1 pseudogene is annotated in these 223 nt (G+C 54.7%); it reads left to right on the top strand.

Annotated elements, in window-relative coordinates:
- A pseudogene (locus tag ABR397_RS24685) lies at nt 1-223 on the top strand (ISNCY family transposase); the annotation flags it as partial.

The following is a 223-nucleotide window of genomic DNA, read 5'->3' as shown; positions in this document are numbered from 1 at the left end:
CCGGCGACTGGCAGAACAGTCCCCGAAGTATGAGGAGGTACTGATGACAATAGCGCAAAGATTGGAACATAAAGCACGTCAGGAAGGGCGTCAGGAAGGGCGTCAGGAAGGGCGTCAGGAAGGACGTCAGGAAGGACGTCAGGAAGGATTGCAGGAAGGCGAAAAACGGGGAATTCTGAAAGTCGCGTGGGCGATGATGGACATGGGTATCGATCGTGAAACG

The sequence above is a fragment of the Photorhabdus viridis genome, from assembly GCF_040256935.1.
GTDB classification, from domain to species: domain Bacteria; phylum Pseudomonadota; class Gammaproteobacteria; order Enterobacterales; family Enterobacteriaceae; genus Photorhabdus; species Photorhabdus viridis.
The sequence above is the reverse complement of the archived record's forward strand: the minus strand, read 5'-3'. Positions and strand labels throughout refer to the sequence as shown.